General features: G+C 46.1%; 15 protein-coding genes. 10 read left to right on the plus strand and 5 right to left on the minus strand.

The annotated features are described in order from the left end of the window. The first annotated feature begins 59 nt into the window (after window positions 1–59). A complete protein-coding gene (locus tag QFZ80_RS31270) occupies window positions 60–1025 on the plus strand; it encodes an aldolase catalytic domain-containing protein (protein WP_307551705.1) in 966 nt (321 codons plus the stop codon). Window positions 1026–1122: 97 nt separating this feature from the next. On the opposite strand, the gene QFZ80_RS31275 is transcribed toward QFZ80_RS31270, so the two are convergent. Then, window positions 1123–1446 carry a hypothetical protein gene (locus tag QFZ80_RS31275; RefSeq protein ID WP_307551703.1) on the minus strand — a complete coding sequence of 108 codons (324 nt, stop codon included), beginning with the start codon at window positions 1444–1446 and terminating at the stop codon, window positions 1123–1125. Window positions 1447–1649: 203 nt separating this feature from the next. On the opposite strand from QFZ80_RS31275, the gene QFZ80_RS31280 reads away from it, so the two are divergent. The 3 genes from QFZ80_RS31280 to QFZ80_RS31290 all read left to right on the plus strand — a co-directional run bounded on the left by QFZ80_RS31280 (window position 1650) and on the right by QFZ80_RS31290 (window position 4537). Next, window positions 1650–2414, plus strand: coding sequence for a response regulator transcription factor (locus tag QFZ80_RS31280; protein WP_307562624.1), 765 nt, complete (start codon window positions 1650–1652; stop codon window positions 2412–2414). Further along, window positions 2411–3778: a sensor histidine kinase gene (locus QFZ80_RS31285; protein WP_307562626.1), complete on the plus strand. Its 1368-nt coding sequence runs from the start codon at window positions 2411–2413 to the stop codon at window positions 3776–3778. Before QFZ80_RS31280 ends, QFZ80_RS31285 begins: the two co-directional genes overlap by 4 nt. Before the next feature lie 240 nt (window positions 3779–4018). Continuing rightward, the gene (locus QFZ80_RS31290) at window positions 4019–4537 is read left to right on the plus strand and encodes a C40 family peptidase (protein WP_373460213.1); all 519 of its coding nucleotides are present in this window, start codon (window positions 4019–4021) and stop codon (window positions 4535–4537) included. Between the two features lie 93 nt (window positions 4538–4630). On the opposite strand, the gene QFZ80_RS31295 is transcribed toward QFZ80_RS31290, so the two are convergent. Continuing rightward, the gene (locus tag QFZ80_RS31295) at window positions 4631–5089 is read right to left on the minus strand and encodes an Hsp20/alpha crystallin family protein (RefSeq protein ID WP_307562628.1); all 459 of its coding nucleotides are present in this window, start codon (window positions 5087–5089) and stop codon (window positions 4631–4633) included. A 129-nt stretch (window positions 5090–5218) separates the two neighbouring features. On the opposite strand from QFZ80_RS31295, the gene QFZ80_RS31300 reads away from it, so the two are divergent. The 5 genes from QFZ80_RS31300 to QFZ80_RS31320 all read left to right on the plus strand — a co-directional run bounded on the left by QFZ80_RS31300 (window position 5219) and on the right by QFZ80_RS31320 (window position 7174). Next, window positions 5219–5443, plus strand: a complete 225-nt coding sequence (locus QFZ80_RS31300) for a spore germination protein (RefSeq protein WP_307551699.1) — start codon at window positions 5219–5221, stop codon at window positions 5441–5443. Window positions 5444–5482: 39 nt separating this feature from the next. After that, window positions 5483–5692, plus strand: coding sequence for a spore germination protein GerPB (locus QFZ80_RS31305; RefSeq protein ID WP_307551697.1), 210 nt, complete (start codon window positions 5483–5485; stop codon window positions 5690–5692). A gap of 68 nt (window positions 5693–5760) precedes the next feature. Continuing rightward, window positions 5761–6537 carry a spore germination protein GerPC gene (gene gerPC / locus QFZ80_RS31310; RefSeq protein ID WP_307551695.1) on the plus strand — a complete coding sequence of 259 codons (777 nt, stop codon included), beginning with the start codon at window positions 5761–5763 and terminating at the stop codon, window positions 6535–6537. Window positions 6538–6541: 4 nt separating this feature from the next. After that, window positions 6542–6721, plus strand: coding sequence for a spore gernimation protein GerPD (locus tag QFZ80_RS31315; protein ID WP_307551693.1), 180 nt, complete (start codon window positions 6542–6544; stop codon window positions 6719–6721). Window positions 6722–6724: 3 nt separating this feature from the next. Then, the gene (locus QFZ80_RS31320) at window positions 6725–7174 is read left to right on the plus strand and encodes a spore germination protein GerPE (RefSeq protein WP_307562630.1); all 450 of its coding nucleotides are present in this window, start codon (window positions 6725–6727) and stop codon (window positions 7172–7174) included. A 577-nt stretch (window positions 7175–7751) separates the two neighbouring features. Here the strand turns inward: QFZ80_RS31320 and QFZ80_RS31325 are convergent. Then, window positions 7752–9395 (minus strand): S-layer homology domain-containing protein, encoded by a 1644-nt coding sequence (locus QFZ80_RS31325; RefSeq protein ID WP_307562632.1) that lies wholly within the window; start codon window positions 9393–9395, stop codon window positions 7752–7754. 128 nt (window positions 9396–9523) lie between these two features. After that, a complete protein-coding gene (locus tag QFZ80_RS31330) occupies window positions 9524–10438 on the minus strand; it encodes a sensor domain-containing diguanylate cyclase (RefSeq protein ID WP_307551687.1) in 915 nt (304 codons plus the stop codon). 320 nt (window positions 10439–10758) lie between these two features. Here QFZ80_RS31330 and QFZ80_RS31335 point away from each other — a divergent pair, with 320 nt between their 5' ends. Then, window positions 10759–11460 (plus strand): response regulator transcription factor, encoded by a 702-nt coding sequence (locus QFZ80_RS31335; protein ID WP_056833708.1) that lies wholly within the window; start codon window positions 10759–10761, stop codon window positions 11458–11460. On the opposite strand, the gene QFZ80_RS31340 is transcribed toward QFZ80_RS31335, so the two are convergent. After that, on the minus strand, window positions 11457–12194 hold the full coding sequence (locus QFZ80_RS31340) for a DUF554 domain-containing protein (protein ID WP_307562634.1): 738 nt from the start codon (window positions 12192–12194) through the stop codon (window positions 11457–11459). The two genes, QFZ80_RS31335 and QFZ80_RS31340, sit on opposite strands and share 4 nt — an antisense overlap. Window positions 12195–12280 lie beyond the last annotated feature (86 nt).

Raw genomic sequence — 12280 nt, forward strand, 5'->3', positions numbered from 1 at the left:
TAAGTGATAATATAGCAAAATCAGAAGCGATATAAGCAGTCGAAAGGGGCAATACGAGTATGGTTAAGCAGCATCAACACAAGATTTTGGATTGTACGATTCGGGACGGCGGTTTGGTGAACGATTGGGATTTTAGCGTGGAATTTGTCAAAGACATGTATCGTGGCTTAAGCGCAGCCGGTGTAGAATATATGGAAATTGGTTATAAAAACTCGGAAAAACTGCTTAAAGGCGGAGCATCCGGTCCTTGGAGATTCTTGAATGAATCCTTCCTTCGTGACGTTATTACCAAAAAGACCGATACGAAGCTATCTGCTCTCGTAGATATCGGCCGTGTCGATGAGAACGACATTTTACCTCGTGAAGACAGCTTACTTGACCTGATCCGCGTTGCTTGTTACATCAAAGACGTTGATAAAGGTCTTGAGCTTGTTCAAAAATTCAATAACATGGGCTACGAAACGTCACTTAACATTATGGCGCTTTCCCACGTAATGGAAAATGAACTGGTTGAAGCTTTCGAAGAAATCAATAAAAGCCCTGTTGACGTTGTCTACATCGTAGACTCCTACGGCAGCATGGATCATAAAGACATTGACTACCTCGTAACGAAGTTCCAACGCCTGCTTCCTGAGAAAGAACTTGGTTTACATATGCACAACAACCTGCAGCTTGCTTTCGCAAACACAATTGCCGGTGCTTCCAAAGGCGTGACTTTCCTTGATTCCTCCGTTTATGGAATGGGCCGCGCGGCAGGGAACTGTACGACGGAACTACTTCTTAGCTATTTAAAAGGAGCACGTTACGACGTTCGTCCCGTACTGGAAATTATCGAGAAACACATGATTACTATGCGTCAAAAATGGGATTGGGGCTATCTCATTCCGTACATGATCGTAGGAGCGCTTGATGAGCATCCTCGTACGGCTATGGCTCAGCTTAGCTCAGATGAAAGAAATAACTTTGTAGATTTCTATGACCGTTTGACTTCCGTAGAGACAGCCCCAATTGTTAATAAAAACTAATATTCGCAATTGAAAAAGACCCCTTATTGACAGTTCTCGAAGGCTTTGGCCTTCAGATCTATCGATAAGGGGTTTTTCATATGCCTTAACCTTCACATTATTTGATGATTTTGGCGGATACGACGTACTCTTCTGCATATGCACGGTCAATGAGGAAGATGAAATCCTCTTCTTCTCGGCGATACGGGTTTTTTTTACGAAAAACCTCAATATACTCACTCTCGATTAACTCGGTACAATTCTCGTCTGCGTAGATCAATCCGTCTTCTAAACGTTTTAGCGCCTCAACCATAACCTCACGCGATTTGAGCTCCCCTTGAATCTCCACATAGACTCTTGCGGTAGCATCATGGTCTTGCAGTAAAATCGCTACTTTCTGGTTAGATTTGATTCGCACCTTCTTTTTTGGAGATATACTCATTTGTCCTACTCCTTCATCAGTCTTCTATGCGTTATTTTATGTCATAAAGGGTAAACGTGGACTAGGCTAATGAACGCTAACGAGATACTCCCCCAAAGACTGGGCTTTTCACATATGTATGTAAATGTAGCGAATAGAGAAAATAAAGAACGAATCGACACCGCTGACCATCAGCGAGCCGTTAGGAGTGAAATCTATCCGCCATGAGCCGCATATTGCTAATTGAGGACGAAGAACGCATCGCCAGGGTGCTTCAGCTGGAGCTGGAGCATGAAGGCTATGAGGTACATACAAGAGCAGATGGACGCTCTGGACTGAATGCAGCCTTAGACGAGTCAGAGGACTGGGAGCTTATCCTGCTTGACGTCATGCTGCCAGAGTTGAGCGGTCTAGAGGTGCTTCGCCGCATACGGCAGGTAAACGCTACCCTTCCCATTATCCTGCTGACAGCACGCGATGCTGTCCCGGACCGAGTCAGCGGACTTGACCAAGGCGCTAACGACTATGTGACGAAGCCATTCGCCACGATCGAGCTGCTCGCCCGTATTCGCAGTCTACTTCGTCAAAGAAGCTTGCAGGACCAGTCAGCAGAGCGGCCTCATTTGCTAAAAGTCGATGATCTGAGCATGGATTTAAAGAGTAGAGCCGTTACCCGAGAAGGTACACCGATCGAATTAACGCTTACGGAGTTTGATTTACTGCGCTTCCTGATTCAACACCAGGACGAAGTGATGTCGCGGGAGCAGATCATTTCTGAGGTTTGGGGATATGATTTCGTTGGCGATACGAACGTGGTCGACGTGTATATCCGATATTTGCGGCAAAAGGTGGACAAGCCCTTCTCCTCCAAGCTCATTCAGACGATACGCGGTATCGGCTACCTGCTGAAAGTTGAACCTTCCTCAAGCAAAGAGGCGGACGATTCAGCAGATGAAGCTGTCCCCAAAGATGGGCAAACACCCTCATGAGCCTTAAGCTGAAAATCACACTATGGGTTTCTGCAGGGCTGATGTTAATTCTTTTTTTCAGCTTCACTTTTGTCTACTACATGTTCATTCGAGTTACAACCAAGGGCGAAGTCGATCTACTGAAAGAAAAAGCACGCACGCTGATTCTGAAGGATTTACCTAATCATCCTGAGTATTGGCAGAATAACTCACAGATGGAAGAGCTCCTCATTCCGCAAGAAATGGTGCGGTATATTGCTCCCGATTCAAAGGTTGTTTACCAAATATATTCCGACCCCAAGCTGCTCAGCTTTTCTGCCAATTATGTAGACAAAGAAACGGTTATCTTAGAAACAGCGCCTGACGGAATTTTTATATTCGTGAAAATGCCTGTGTTCAAAGAAGGCCATCAGGTTGCTATTTTAGAAATTGGACGCAATTTGCGGAGGTTGGGCGAATACTCACGCATGCTCATCTCTATTCTTTTATTAACTTCCACAGGTGCACTGATATTAGCTCTCCTTGGGGGTTATTTCTATACGAATGTGCTCTTTCGTCCGCTTCAGCAGTTAGTTGCCATCATGCAAAACATTGAGAAAAGCGGCTCATTTAGGCATATCCCCATGCCTGACAAGCTCACGAATGATGAGTTAACGATGCTTGGCGCAACATTTAATCGAATGATTGATAGGCTGCAGGAAATGTTTCAAAAGCAGGAGCAATTCCTTGCGGATGCCTCACACGAGCTGCGTACGCCGCTCACGATCATTGAGAGCTACGCTAGCTTATTGCGAAGATGGGCTTTCCGGGATGATAAGCTGCGTGAGGAAGCGCTCGAAACCATCATCTCCGAATCAGCTCAGCTGAAGATTCTCACACAAAATCTGCTTTCCCTAACAGATAAAGAGCGAGAAGATTGTGAACAAAAGAGCACCTTTGACCTCCTTCCGATTGCCCAGCAAACCGCCTCCTCGCTTAGGGTCACCTCTTGCAGAGAGATTGACGTGCTGATTGCGCAAGACCTGAAAGAGCTTCAAATGAACGGAGATCCTTATAAGATCAGGCAGCTTCTCATTATTTTATTAGATAATGCACTCAAATACAGCCAACAAATAGTCGTGTTGAAAATTGGCGCCACAGAGAATAAATGGGTCAACATCGAAGTCATTGATCAAGGTATTGGCATCGCGGAAAGTGACTTACCGCACCTATTTGACCGCTTCTATCGGACGGATAAAGCAAGGAATCGCAAGCAAGGCGGAGTGGGTCTGGGACTGGCTATTGCCCAAAATATCGTTCAGAAGCATGAGGGGACCATTCAGCTCAAAAGCCGCTTAGGTCAAGGTACTACCGCATTGATTACGCTGCCAAAAACGTGTCAATAAAAACATTATAATGGGATTCTCATCATATTCTCAGAATTCGCCTGAACACCTTTGATACCACAGGTCACAAGGTTGCAAGGTAAATATTAGGTGGAATTTCATCTGGTATACTTGGGCTTAGGTAGGACGAACACCCAAGTTAGCTCAATAGAAGAGTCATGCAAATCAAGTTTTCTATGAAAACTCAGCATAGGCTTACGACGTAAGTTTACTTACGAAAAATCTAAGGAGGCAAACCAGATGAAAAACCAACAACAAACGTGGTACAAGAAACTAGTCGTAGCGGCATTGACCGTTTCCATAGGACTTTCTGCAGGAATGGTGAGTGCGCCTCATCAAGCCGGGGCAGCGGAAGCCATTGATGCTTCAATCACAGCAACTTCTCGTGCCAGTCAAGTGATTTCGATCGGTAAAAACTATTTGGGAAGACCTTATCAATTCGGTGCTAAAGCGGGGCAAACGCGAACATTTGACTGCTCTTCCTTCACACAATACGTGTTCAAGCGGGTTGGCGTAAACCTGCCTAGGACCTCCAAACAGCAATCCCATGTCGGAAGATACGTATCCAGAAGCAACCTCCGCACAGGCGATCTCGTGTTCTTCTCTATTCCGGGCAAACCCGGCGTCATTAACCATGTAGCCATTTATATGGGTAACGGCAACCTGCTGCAAACATACGGTGCAGGCGGAGTCCGTATTACTAACATTCACAGCGGAACTTGGTCTTCCCGTTACATGACCGCTCGCCGCGTCCTATAGTCCAACAAGGATAACCCTCAGCCATATGGCTTGAGGGTTTTTGCTTTTCACTAGGAGTGTGCAGGCCAAAATGTATTCCGCCCTCCTGACTCACTAGTAACGGATATACGCCTCAACATAGTTCTCCCTTAAGCCTCGCTTGCGCACCTTGATCTGCAGCAGACGTTGTTTGTAGCTCACTCTAGCCGTCCTTGGCTGCACAAGGGTCGGTAGCTTAATGATTCGGTTCTTGCCGCTGAGAAAGCCGGTCAGCTTAATCTGATTGGATTTCACAAACACCTGCAGCGCTCTTGGATCTTCATCTTTGGCAATCTTCACCTTAATAATGACATGCTCATGCGTCTCAAAGATTTCTGAGCCCGCATATCCTTGGGAAGAGAGACTGGCATCTAAACCCGGCATCGCTTTTTTCAGCATGTCCTGTACATATCCCTCGGCCCACGTCATATTATCTAGAAAGGTCTGCCCTTTTTCACCGAAAGGCAGCTTTTGCCCAAGGAACTTCTCAACTTGCTCCCACTTTAGCCAAGGATGGCGATTAAACCCGCTCAAGCCCATCACCTCATTTTCACTAGCAGTATATGTGCCTACTCCCTGATGTGACACCCAAATGAAAAACAGGGCACCTCTAGGCGAATACCCTCATATACTATAGTTGTGGTAAGCGCAAGGGGGTCGAGTATGCCATCTATCGTAGGGAATGTCAAAATCATCAGCGTGGGGTCGAGTTCCGTCGTCCACTTCGGCGATTCCTTTATCATCGCACCTAACAGCACCGCCAAAACTTTTGCCGGAGCAGGCTCATTTAATACCGGGGATTTCCCTCGCATCTATAATGCCTACAGCACCACCGTAACCAACGATTCCGACCTTATCGAAAACAATGCCAACAAAGTAATCATTTAATCCATTCATTTATTAACCTGAGCGAGGTGTTCCTCCAAAATGAACTGGACCATCCATCAAACCATTATGATTCAGCATTTAAAAGTGGACTCCGTAGCTAACTCCTCCGTTCTGCAAATTGGCACCGCCGGATCTATCCGATCATTATCTAATCTTTACAATACAGGCGGCTTCGTTGAATCCGCTCCAGAGATGGGAACAACCGCAACGAACCCAATCTCTCTGGTTCCTTTACCGCCACCAACTTGATATAGACTTTGTTATTAGGAAACACGAAGTTACAACGGATTGAAGCCGGAAGGAGGTGCCTTTCCTAGATGCAGAATTGTATTACTTGGCAGCAATGGGCCCAGCAGGTCTCCGCCTATATTGAAATGCAGAAACAGCGAATCGATACGCTCGAACAAACCGTAACCAAACTGCAAATGGAACTTAACGCCTTGAAAGATCAAAAACGCGTCCACATTGATAAAATTGAATATAATTTCGATCAACTCAAAGTCGAAAAGCTAGACGGGACACTAACAATCGGTATTAGCCCCAGCTCGCTTGATAATATCGATGACTTATCAGTGAATGGTGCCTCGATGGGCAAATATGCTGGTGCTGATGCGAATGCATTTTTTCAGGGGCAAGGGCAAATGAAAGGGCAAATGCAAGGTCAAGGACTAAGCCAATGGCACGGAATAGGACAGAGACCACAAGGGCAAGAAGAGAGGCAAGGGCAAGGGCAAGGGCAAGGGACGGGGCATCAAGGACAAGATCAGGGGCAAGGGAGTACTTCTGCTTTTGGCATTCAGCAGGAGATCTCTAGCGGGATCGAACAATATTTGCAATATGGTGTTCATGCCGATATGCAAAATCTGGAGAACAAATATCAATATCCACTGGACGAGGATTACAAAGCCCTCATTATCGATGATATCCGTAAACAGTTAGACACACGCATTCAGCATTATGTCAATCAGTACCGCGGTGTTGGTTTCAAAGAACCGATGGAGGCCGTTACAACCAGCATCTTTGAGAAAACAAAAAAAGATATAATCAGTGCAATTGATAGTTACATATCCAGTTTACCAAGGAAGGAAGGTTAAAATAATGAACTTACATGTGGAAAACAAGCAGCTTTTCGTAGGTGACGTGCGAATCATCGGGGTAGCCATTTCTTCTATATTTCTCATTGGCGATACAGAAGTCATTTCATTGTCCTCCATGTTCGACACGCCTCCCGAATCAATCATCATTTCACCATTCGTACCTCTTCCATCGGAGGAATGACCCATGTTTCGCTTATCCATCGTCGGCAATGTCGATATCAATGACATAAGCTCGAGCAGTGTCGTGCATGTTGGCGATAACATCAACACTGCCCTAAAAACAAAAGTTTTCGCTGTCCAGCGAGAAGTTCCCTTCTATTACGGGAATGAGGGAAGCTTCAAGGCTTATCCCTTTTATCAAAGACCCTTTCCCATCCCCCAGCCTCCGGAACCCTTCACAATGTGTGTGGATAACTTAGGCTCATTTATTCGTGTGCAGAATATCCGTATTCTAGGCGTTTCCTCATCCGCTGTGCTGCAGATCGGCAGTAATCGTATCACCAGTGCCGAAGCCCACATCAAAAACACCCGCCAATTCGTCACAGATAAACCCGGCCCCAAAGAAAAGACAACCTTCGTCCAACTGGGCAAAGAAGAAGGCATCGGTTTCTTCGAAGCAACTCCCAAGCGATAACTTAGGATAGTGTCGATTCATTATCGCAAACTTGATCTACATTGAGGTGTTGTTGCAGAATGTACAACAATTGGGGCCTGTAAAGGCGATTTTGCCACAAATGGGTTCAAAATGTTGTATGAACTGCAACTTCAATTTGCCAAATAGCCTTTTGGCGTGCGAATTGTTGTAGAAATTACAACATTGGTAATCACAATAACCCATAATCTTTCACAAAGATCCGAATGATTTTAAATTAAATTTGTTCTGAGCTGCAGGGAGCCAGTATTGCTGGGAACGCTGGATACTTGGCGTTGGAGGCAGTAACTGCTTCATGGCTGGTTATCTGACGGAAGCCCTCCTTTGCTCAGTGCTGGTCCTGACGCTAGAGGCATTACCTGCTTCTTTGCTGGTCCAAGCGTTGAAGGCATTATCAGCTTAAATTATCTAGGATAATGCTCGATTATAGTTGGCGGCCGAGTATTAGTGGCGTGAGCAAGACAAGGCAACCTAAGCGCTAGCAGCTACGGATAGCAAAACAAAGAACCGCACCCCACTCGGCAAGCCGGAGTAGGTGCGGTTCTCTGCTAGAGCCGGCTCACTTCGTGAGCAGCGGCTGTGCGCGGCTGAGCAGCGCCGCCATCTCCCCGCGCGTCAGTGACGCGCCCGGGCGGAACGTGCCGTCCGCAAAGCCGTCGACAAGGCCATTGCTGCTCATCGCAGCGATGGCCCCCGCCGACCAGCTTCCTGCCGGCACGTCGGTGAAGCCCTTCGCAGCGGCTACGCCGCCAACCTGCGAAGTCAAGTACAAGGCGCGGGACAGCAGCACACTCATCTGCTCCCGCGTCATGGTCTGATCCGGCGCGAAGCGATCGCTGCTGATCCCTTGGATCAGCCCGCTCTGCTTCGCGAGCCGGATATCCTGCCACGCCCAGTGGGTGGCAGGGACATCACTGAACGAGGCGCTGAGCACTGATGACGCCTCGCCCTTCAAGCCCAGCACGCGCACGATAATCGTCGCGGCTTCAGCTCGCGTGAGCGCCGCGTCCGGTGCGAACCGGTCAGAGGCTATGCCGAGCATCCAGCCTCGGTTCGCCGCGGCAAGCACGTCAGCTTGCGCCCAATGCTTCTGCATATCGGCGAAATAAAACCCATCCGACCATAAGCTATAGTAGTTCCAAGTATCAGTCGTTTCCTGATTCAAGCTCCAGCTTCCAGTCCCTTTCAAGTTATACTTACCTACCAATTTCAGCTTTTCTTTGAGCGACTGTTCGTTCTCAAACCACACGGTGTAATCGCCGGGGCCGAGCTTATTGCCATATACGCTAGACGCTGCATCAGTTGGACTTATCGTGAATGTAGCTACCGGTGATTGGCTAGCAGCATCATACCGTACAGTCCCTTTATAGGTGTCAATCAGCTTAATTAGCATCTGAGCGGATACACCTGAGCCATTAGCGGCAGCATTTTGATTCCAGTACCGCCCGTAGAACGGAACACCTAGAACTATTTTATCAGCTGGTGCCTGGGCTACTGCGTATTGAATCGATTTCTCGACAAAGGGTAAACTTGCCACAGGTCCTGGGGTCGGATCTCCAGGATAGCTTTCATCATAAGCCATAACCATTAAGTAATCACTTACTGCGGCTAATGCCTTGTAATCATACAAAGCAATCCAGCTTTTAGTAGCCCCTGTAGGATTCGCTGCTACAGCCACTGATACTTCCTTCCCGCTCGGGAGTTTATCGCGCAGCATTTTAACCATATCCGTATATTTATCCCGGTAAGCTGCATCCACATTCTCGATATCCATATTGATGCCGTCCAACTTATGGTCATTGATAGCTTCAACAATTTGATTCACAAGCGCTTCTCGATTATCAATCGCTTTCTCACCTAGGGTTCTATCGAAATCGTTACTAAGAAAAGGAACAACCTTCTTCCCTCGATTATGCATGTCGGTAATAAATGAATCCTGTATCGAGTCTGATAATTGCAAACTACCATCTGCATTTATATGAAAATAGCTAGGCGAAACGACATCGAGTGTTTGACCGCTTTTATCCACTTGCGAGGTATAGGAATTCGAATTGCCAAAGAAGAGATAAGACATCGTAAATTTCCCTTGAGACGAGCTAGCTTCAGCCTTAACACTAGGTTCTGAGTTTGTTGCTATGGTCAAAATCCCAGCCGCGGCTAGTAATATCACGAACTTGTACCATCGATTTTTGGTTTTATTCATCGGCCACCTCCCAATTCTAGCATCTAGCTGCTTCCTCTATTTTGCTAGAAAGAATTCTAATGTGCTAGGAGTAAATATTGGGGATACGAAAAAACCGTTACTTTAGAGCGTTCAGCTCCAAGTAACGGTTAGTAATAAAACTGGTAGTGGTTACGGCCTTTGCCCTTTACTTTGTATAGAGCAATATCTACTTCTTTCATCATACTAGTCGCATCGCTTTCATCCGAGCTGTACATCGTAATCCCCATACTCACTGTTGCGCGAAACTGCTGCCCCTGTATGTCCCACGGCTGTTCAAAACACTGAATGATGCGCTGGGCGACGTTTTCCACGTGTTCCTTACAATTCACCGCGGGTAATAAAATGGTGAACTCGTCGCCTCCCATGCGGGCGAACATATCAACCTCACGGAGACACCCTTTGATGCGGTGAGTGAAAGCCTGCAAGAAGGCATCTCCTACATCATGGCCCATCGTATCATTTATCACTTTGAAATCATCTATGTCTAAGTATAAAAGTCCAAACGGTCTCTTCGTTCGATTGGCTTGCAAAAGCATTTGCTGCAGATGCTCCTTAAACATTCGCCGATTAGGCAATCCTGTTAGAGGATCATGAAAAGCCATGGCAATAAGACGGCTCTCTTGATTTTTGCGCAGCGTGATATCCGTTAGAACGAAAGAAATCTCAGCTAGAACACCCTCGTCGTTACGAATTGGAATCGCGGTGCACTCAAACCAGATGATATTCTTACTTGCACCTTTCGCTCGGAATTCCAGCTTACTGCTGCTGCAAGTTTGCAAGGTTTTGATAAACATTTTATGTAAATCCATACCATATTCCGAATCGATAAAGCCCACTATTTGCTGAAAGTCAGTAGGTATAAATCCTATCACTTCACTAAAGTTCTTAGAGGCGTAGGTCAAATTTCCATAAACATCAAATGTGCTAAACAGATCCCAAGCTTGCTCGATGAATTGGCGTACGAATGTATCCTTCTGTAACGATGAATGTTTGGCAATATCCGAATCAGCCTTATGACTCATTACTTCGCAGCCCCTCTCGTGCTTTTTACATAGAGACTTAGGTAGCTTAGCACGGGAACATAAAGATTCAATTAAGTTCAGCCAAAATTTTCGTCAATTGAAGTCGAAATATGACTTTTTTTGTACACTTTTTACATTTACCGGGATAGAGAAGCAGATCAAATTACCTACTTTGGAGTAAGAACCGTACCAAATCTCTTTATCTGTCAATAAAAGGATAGAAATGTCTAGGAGAATCGTTCTATAATGAAGGTAACAGGTTAGAGCGGGAATACCGTTCTCTCTACCAAGCTGTTCCGTTACTGAGGAGGATTTCTAGTATGGCAGGAGAAACTATTTTAGTCGTAGATGACGAGCAAGAAATTGTCCAATTGATTCAACTCTACCTAGCGCGGGAAGGCTACAAAGTCATCAGCGCCAATAACGGTCACGATGTATTTGAGATCGTGAAGGAACATAAGCCCGATCTTATTATTCTGGACATTCTATTGCCAGGACTTGATGGTATAGAAGTTTGCCGACAGCTTCGCAAAACGAGCAATACGCCGATCCTGTTCATCTCCTGTAAGAGTGAGGATATTGATATTATTCTCGGATTAAGCATGGGTGGCGATGATTATATGACGAAGCCTTTCAGCCCTAGTCAGCTCGTCGCTAGAGTCAAAGCTCATTTGCGTCGAAATTCCATTCGAGAGCAGCATCAGGATGATCCTCAGTTGGTGAAATTCCCTGGCCTCGAAATCGATCTGGTCAGCCACATCGTTCGCGTGAATGGACAAACCATATCGTTATCGGCCAAAGAATTCGATTTGCTTTCCTTAATGGCTAAGACCCCTAATCGAGTGTACAAAATCGAGCACCTGTTTGAACTTATATGGAGCCTGGATAGCATGGGCGATCCAAGAACACTCATTGTACATATTAGTAATCTGCGTAAGAAAATTGAATCTAACCCAGCCGAACCTCGCTACATTATTACGGTTCGTGGTGTCGGATACAAATTTAACGGTTCGGCTGTTTAGAACAGTCGGCTGAACCATACAATGAAATAATGCTGCAGAGGAACCGCTGCTGCCGCTATGACAAGTGCCGGAAGCATGTTGGCAACATTCATTTTTTTAATTTGAAGAATGTTGAGGCCTACGCCGATAACCAGGACGCCACCCACGGCTGTAATTTGGACAATCATTGCATCTAAGGAAGCTTGGCTAAATGCCATGGCAATAAACGTCGCTGCCAGAGCGATGACCCCTTGCATCACGAACACGGATACAGCCGAGAAGATCACACCTATCCCAAGGGTAGACGCGAAGATAATGGATAAGAACCCGTCCAGCAATGATTTGGTATATAAAATATCATGATTATGCCTAAGGCCGCCATCCAGTGGACCCAGAATAGCCATAGCTCCAATGCAATATACCAAGGTGCATGTCACGAAGCCTTCCGAGATACTGCTTGTTCGATGAGCAGTATCACCTTTATGTAGTGCAGCCTGCAACCAGTCACCTAACTGTCCAAGTCTGTACTCGATTCGAAGTAACTCTCCAATGATCCCTCCAATAACCACACTCATAATGACCAGTACGATTTGATTCGATTTTAATGCCATAGTAATGCCCAGCACAGTAATGGCAAGCCCAAGGCCTTGCATGACTGTGCTTTTTATGCCTTCTGAGATGCGGGGCAGCATCATTCCTAATATTCCCCCAATAATAATGGCGATTGCATTCACAATCGTCCCCCATAAAGCCATGCTAATTCATTCCCTTTCTGCCTTCTGATCTGTGACAACCTTCTCATTCTACATGATTCTGCTCATAATTTCCTCCATCGTTGGAA

Origin of the sequence: Paenibacillus sp. V4I7 (assembly GCF_030817275.1) — a bacterium.
In the GTDB taxonomy this organism is placed as follows: Bacteria; Bacillota; Bacilli; order Paenibacillales; family NBRC-103111; genus Paenibacillus_E.

Excerpts from the sequence above, each read along its gene's own strand:
- QFZ80_RS31270 (WP_307551705.1), top strand. The coding sequence starts at position 60 with ATGGTTAAGCAGCATCAACACAAGATTTTGGATTGTACGATTCGGGAC.
- QFZ80_RS31275 (WP_307551703.1), bottom strand. The coding sequence starts at position 1,446 with ATGAGTATATCTCCAAAAAAGAAGGTGCGAATCAAATCTAACCAGAAA.
- QFZ80_RS31280 (WP_307562624.1), top strand. The coding sequence starts at position 1,650 with ATGAGCCGCATATTGCTAATTGAGGACGAAGAACGCATCGCCAGGGTG.
- QFZ80_RS31285 (WP_307562626.1), top strand. The coding sequence starts at position 2,411 with ATGAGCCTTAAGCTGAAAATCACACTATGGGTTTCTGCAGGGCTGATG.
- QFZ80_RS31290 (WP_373460213.1), top strand. The coding sequence starts at position 4,019 with ATGAAAAACCAACAACAAACGTGGTACAAGAAACTAGTCGTAGCGGCA.
- QFZ80_RS31300 (WP_307551699.1), top strand. The coding sequence starts at position 5,219 with ATGCCATCTATCGTAGGGAATGTCAAAATCATCAGCGTGGGGTCGAGT.
- QFZ80_RS31305 (WP_307551697.1), top strand. The coding sequence starts at position 5,483 with ATGAACTGGACCATCCATCAAACCATTATGATTCAGCATTTAAAAGTG.
- gerPC (WP_307551695.1), top strand. The coding sequence starts at position 5,761 with ATGCAGAATTGTATTACTTGGCAGCAATGGGCCCAGCAGGTCTCCGCC.
- QFZ80_RS31315 (WP_307551693.1), top strand. The coding sequence starts at position 6,542 with ATGAACTTACATGTGGAAAACAAGCAGCTTTTCGTAGGTGACGTGCGA.
- QFZ80_RS31320 (WP_307562630.1), top strand. The coding sequence starts at position 6,725 with ATGTTTCGCTTATCCATCGTCGGCAATGTCGATATCAATGACATAAGC.
- QFZ80_RS31325 (WP_307562632.1), bottom strand. The coding sequence starts at position 9,395 with ATGAATAAAACCAAAAATCGATGGTACAAGTTCGTGATATTACTAGCC.
- QFZ80_RS31330 (WP_307551687.1), bottom strand. The coding sequence starts at position 10,438 with ATGAGTCATAAGGCTGATTCGGATATTGCCAAACATTCATCGTTACAG.
- QFZ80_RS31335 (WP_056833708.1), top strand. The coding sequence starts at position 10,759 with ATGGCAGGAGAAACTATTTTAGTCGTAGATGACGAGCAAGAAATTGTC.
- QFZ80_RS31340 (WP_307562634.1), bottom strand. The coding sequence starts at position 12,194 with ATGGCTTTATGGGGGACGATTGTGAATGCAATCGCCATTATTATTGGG.